The organism is Paraburkholderia sp. (assembly GCF_035948235.1).
GTDB lineage: Bacteria > Pseudomonadota > Gammaproteobacteria > Burkholderiales > Burkholderiaceae > Paraburkholderia.
The window spans coordinates 1-4578 of record NZ_DASZJJ010000330.1; the positions used below are offsets into that span (position 1 = coordinate 1).

The following is a 4578-nucleotide window of genomic DNA, read 5'->3' on the forward strand; positions in this document are numbered from 1 at the left end:
CAGTTCCGATTCGGTTTGCGTCGTCACGATCAAACCCGTATTCACGCCGATGAAACCGCCCGGCAGCGAGAACGCATTGATCTGGCCGTCACGCATCGCGAAGAGATCGAAATCGGGCCGATAGCCGCCGATGAACTGCGCCGCCGCCGACGCCGACAGCCGCGAGGCCACCGAATTGAGATAGTCGAGCACCAGCCAGTCGCCGATGTAATCGGGGTCGCGCCGGATCTCGCGCATCACGCGCTCGCCGATGCGGCGCTCGGCCTGCGGCGTGAGCGCACCGCCCGAGCCATCGCCCAGATCGGGCAGTTGCGGCACCCAGGCGGGAGCGCGCACACTGGGATTGCCGGGCGCTATGCCTGGCTGCCCGAAGCGGCTTTGCGCACCGCCATAGGTACCGAACACACCCTGCGCGATCGAGGCGGGGATGACGGGTTCGGCGCTATCGTCGAGCGCGCCGCTGACCAGCGCGGGCGCAGTCGAGTTGGAGGCAGCGGCATGCGACGTCCCCGCCCCGCCGCCCGGCGCCTGCGCCCAGGCTTGCGGCGGAACGGCAAGCGCGACGCACAACCAGGCAGCAAGCAGCCGTTTCGCAAGCATCGATGTCGGATCGCCAGAGCGAGCAGAAAACGAAGAGAAAGTGGACAGAGCGAACACGCCAACGCGACGCGCCGCTATCGGCAGATTGTAATTCCAGGCCTGCAATCGCACCCTGAAATCCGGCCGCTCCAGCGCGCACAGCCGCTGTTAAGATAGGCGCCCCTCATGAAGCAGCGGAGAAAACCCATGCCCGAACTCACCCATTTCGACGCCTCAGGCGACGCGCACATGGTCGACGTCGGCGACAAAGCCGAGACCAAACGCATCGCCGTGGCGAGCGGCACGATCCGCATGCTGCCCGAGACTTTCGCGCTGATCCGCGATGGCAACGCGAAAAAAGGCGATGTGATCGGCGTCGCCCGTATCGCCGCGATCCAGGGCGCCAAGCGCACCTCGGATCTGATTCCGCTGTGCCATCCGCTCGCCATCACGCGCGTGAAAGTGGATTTCGTGCTCGACGAGGCCCTGCCCGGCGTGCATTGCTCGGCGCAGGTGGAAACGCTCGGGCGCACGGGCGTGGAGATGGAAGCGCTGACCGCCGTGCAGGTCGGCCTGCTGACGGTCTACGACATGTGCAAGGCGGTGGACCGCGGCATGACGATCACCGATGTGCGCGTGCTGGAGAAGCACGGCGGGAAGTCGGGGGATTGGGTAGCGGCTTGAGCCGACGCACCGCTCGCCCATGAAAAAGGCGGCGTGAGTTTTTAAAACTCCACGCCGCCTTGAACCGATGACCGCAACGGTCAATCGCTCGAATCAATCATCCGAATCATCATCGTCATCGTCGCTGGCCGATGCCGGCGGATTGCCGTACTGCTTCACCAGATCGGCCTTGAAGCCCGCGAGCGTCGGCTCGTTGTCGAGCAGGCCGTAAAGTGCCGCCAGCTGCGTCGGCCAGTCGTGCAACTCCTGCGCGAAGATCTTCAGACGCGCGACCGTATCGGTCGCGCCATCCGTGTTCCCCGCCAGCGCCTGCAGCACCGCATAACGGCGCAGCACCGTCTCGCCCGGCAGCAGCGCGATCGCGCGCTCGTGGGCCGCCAGCTTGCTCGGCAGGCTCGCGGCGTTCATCGGCATGAGCGTCGCCATGCCGTAGTCGCCCCATGCACGGAACAGGAACGACGGCGCTTCGGCGTATTGCTGCGCCGGGTGCGAGCCGTAGTAGAGGACTTCGGCGCGGTTGTAGTCGCGCAGCACCGGCCACAGCGAAACGATGCCGCCGAACACGATCACGGTATAAGCCGCAAACGCCGCGCGCGGCGGCACGAAGCGCAGCGGCTTCGTCTCCAGCAGGCCGAACACGAACATCGCGGGCAGCAGGAAGAACATGTACTGCTGCGGATACTCGACAAGCGCGTGCATGACCAGCGCGCCGATCAACGCGAAGCCGAAGATGCGCTCGGCCGTATGCGACGCGCGCAACTGACGCACGAACCACGCAAGCAGCCCCAGCAGGACAATGCCGCAGCCCACCACGCCAGTCTTGGCGAGCAGGTCGAGGAAGATGTCGTGCGAGTTGTTGGCGATCTCGACGCCGCCCAGCGTGCGCGCGAGTTCGAACTGGTGAATCGGGAAATCGCCCCAGCCCACGCCCAGCAGCGGATGCTCCTTGAACATCGTCCAGCCGTAGCGCCACAGCGCGATACGCGGCGCGATCTGGCCGGCGTCCTTGAAGCGGTCAGCCGCCGACTGGTCGAGTTGCAGCTGGTAATGCACGTTGGCCCAGCGCACGAACGCGTTCACGGCCACGAAGATCGCGAACAGCACGAGCGGCACGAGCCAGTCGCGCACGCCTGCCTTCACGACCTCGCCGCTGTCGTCGCCTTCACGCTCGCCACGCACGCCGCGCGCCGCCGAGAGCGCCATCCACAGGCCCGCCACCACGATCACGGCCATCTGCAGCCACGGACCGCGCGACACCGTCAGCGCAAGACCACCCGAGTAGATCGCCGACAGCACGACCCACAGGAGCACATTCAAGCGACGTGTCTGCACCAGATACAGCGCCCCCGCAGTCGCAAACGCGATGTAGGTCGCGAGGTGATTGGCCTGCGCCATGTTGCCGAACGGCCGGCGGTCGAACTGCACGTTATACGCGACGACAAGCGGCGTGACCTTCACTTCGAGGTGCAGCAACTGCACGACCTGGCAGAACACCGCGAACAGGCCGCCGATCACGAGCGCCCACGCGCCCCACACCATCGCCGTGCGCACGAGCCTGGCGCGCGCGATGCCATAACCCGCCTGCACGGCCATCAAGGCGGCCAGCAGATAGCCCGCGCCGAGCCAGTTCATCGACGGCTGCGCAACCGGCAGCGCAATGGACTGCACGACCAGCAGCAACCCGAAGGCCAGCGGCACGAGCGCGACCACGGGCGAGGCGAATTCCACCGCCGGGCGCGCGGAGCGCACCAGCAGCCAGACGCCCGCTCCCACCATCAGGTAGAGCGCGAGCGCCGTGAATTCGGCATAGAACGTCGGGATCGGATAGGTATGGTTGACGACCGCGTACGGCAGGATCAACGCAAGAGCTAGCAGGACGAACGTAAGGTAACGCGCAAAAGGAGAAGGCATGGGTATGGGGGGCGTCGGCAACCGGCGCACTATACAAAACTTTTCCCTCCCTGTGCGGCGGCTTTCGGACGAAATCCGCCGCGCGAGCCATAACTTCACTTCCCGCGCGTATTTCACTCACATCATCGAGCCGCGTCGGTCCGCCTGGATGGTGCCTGCGCAACCATCCGCAGGCACCCAACGGCCACTTCCACCGGCGCTGCGTCCGCGCACACCTACACAATTACGCGCGGCATTCCGGCGGCGCCAGATTGGACGGCAGCGTCGCCGCATCGGCAGGAGACGGTCCCGCGCCTGGCGCGCCAAGCGACGAAGCCGTCTTGCCGCCCGCGAAGCACTCCCAGGTGAGCGTGCCGCCCTGCACCGAACCCTGCGCGAGCGCGACGCGCGCCGTGGGGGCATCGGCGTTATCCGGCACCGATGGCACGAGCACGATCGTGTTGCTGCCCTCCGCCGCGATGCGCGTGGTGAAAGCCACGGTGATCTGACCGGTCGCATCGTCGATCTGCACCGATGACACATTGCGCGTGCCAGGCGGCGCCGTGTAGCCCGCGCCGAAGGCGTTGCCACTCGCGGCGTTCTCGGCAACGGAAAGCCGCGCCGCCGAAGCCAGCGACAGCCCTTCGCCCACCCGGCTGCGCGCCAGATAGTCCTGGTAGGCTGGAATCGCATACGCCGCGATCACGCCGACGATGGCGAGCACGATCATCAGTTCGATGAGGGTGAAGCCGGGCGAGGCCCAGCGCAGTATTGCGCGGCACGAGCGCATGAGCGATGCGGCACGGTTGGAAAACGCACGCGGTCTGACGCCGGCCTGCGCGCACGGTGGTGAAACTGGAATCGATACGGTCATCATGCTTGGCTCCTGAAACGAGAAACGCCTGCCCACCGGAAGGTGAACAGGCGTTTCGATCGTATCGGCGCCCTTGTTGGCGGGGCAGTCGGCCAGATGGCTTAGGCGTGGCGCTGTCAGGAAGGCGCGCGCGCCGCGTTGCGACGCCTGAGCAGATGCCCCACCGCCACCACGAACACTGCGCCCGCCACGCACATGCCGTACTCGGCCACGGGCGTATCGAGCAGCGGCCAGCGGTCGCCGGCCGGATCGTTGACGATCAGACCGCCCGCGATCCAGCCCAGCAGCGCCGCGCCCAGCGTGACGATCAGCGGATAGCGGTCGAGCAGCCGCAGCACAAGCTGGCTGCCCCACACGATCAGCGGAATGCTCACCATCAGCCCGAAGATCACGAGCGCGATGCGGTGGCTCGGGTCGGCGGCCTCGGCGGCGCCGGCGATGGCCACGACGTTATCGAGGCTCATGACCGCGTCCGCAACGATGATGGTCTTGATCGCGCCCAGCAGCTTGTCGGAGGGCTTTACATCGGCGTGATCGCCATGGGCTGGCGC

5 protein-coding genes are annotated in these 4578 nt (G+C 66.5%); 1 reads left to right on the forward strand and 4 read right to left on the reverse strand.

What is annotated here, in order from left to right:
* Window positions 1–600, reverse strand: a 600-nt coding sequence (locus tag VG320_RS29180) for a M48 family metalloprotease (RefSeq protein ID WP_327203556.1), incomplete at its 3' end; no start/stop codon positions are given.
* Window positions 601–786: 186 nt separating this feature from the next.
* Between VG320_RS29180 and moaC the strand changes: the two genes are divergently transcribed.
* The gene (moaC, locus tag VG320_RS29185) at window positions 787–1263 is read left to right on the forward strand and encodes a cyclic pyranopterin monophosphate synthase MoaC (protein WP_327203557.1); all 477 of its coding nucleotides are present in this window, start codon (window positions 787–789) and stop codon (window positions 1261–1263) included.
* Between the two features lie 93 nt (window positions 1264–1356).
* On the opposite strand, the gene VG320_RS29190 is transcribed toward moaC, so the two are convergent.
* The 3 genes from VG320_RS29190 to VG320_RS29200 all read right to left on the reverse strand — a co-directional run.
* The gene (locus VG320_RS29190; protein ID WP_327203558.1) at window positions 1357–3174 is read right to left on the reverse strand and encodes a PglL family O-oligosaccharyltransferase; all 1818 of its coding nucleotides are present in this window, start codon (window positions 3172–3174) and stop codon (window positions 1357–1359) included.
* 223 nt (window positions 3175–3397) lie between these two features.
* Complete coding sequence (locus tag VG320_RS29195; protein WP_327203559.1) at window positions 3398–3943, reverse strand: pilin; 546 nt, start codon at window positions 3941–3943, stop codon at window positions 3398–3400.
* 200 nt (window positions 3944–4143) lie between these two features.
* Window positions 4144–4578 (reverse strand): TerC family protein (locus tag VG320_RS29200; RefSeq protein WP_414696155.1); only part of this gene is annotated, 435 nt, incomplete at its 5' end.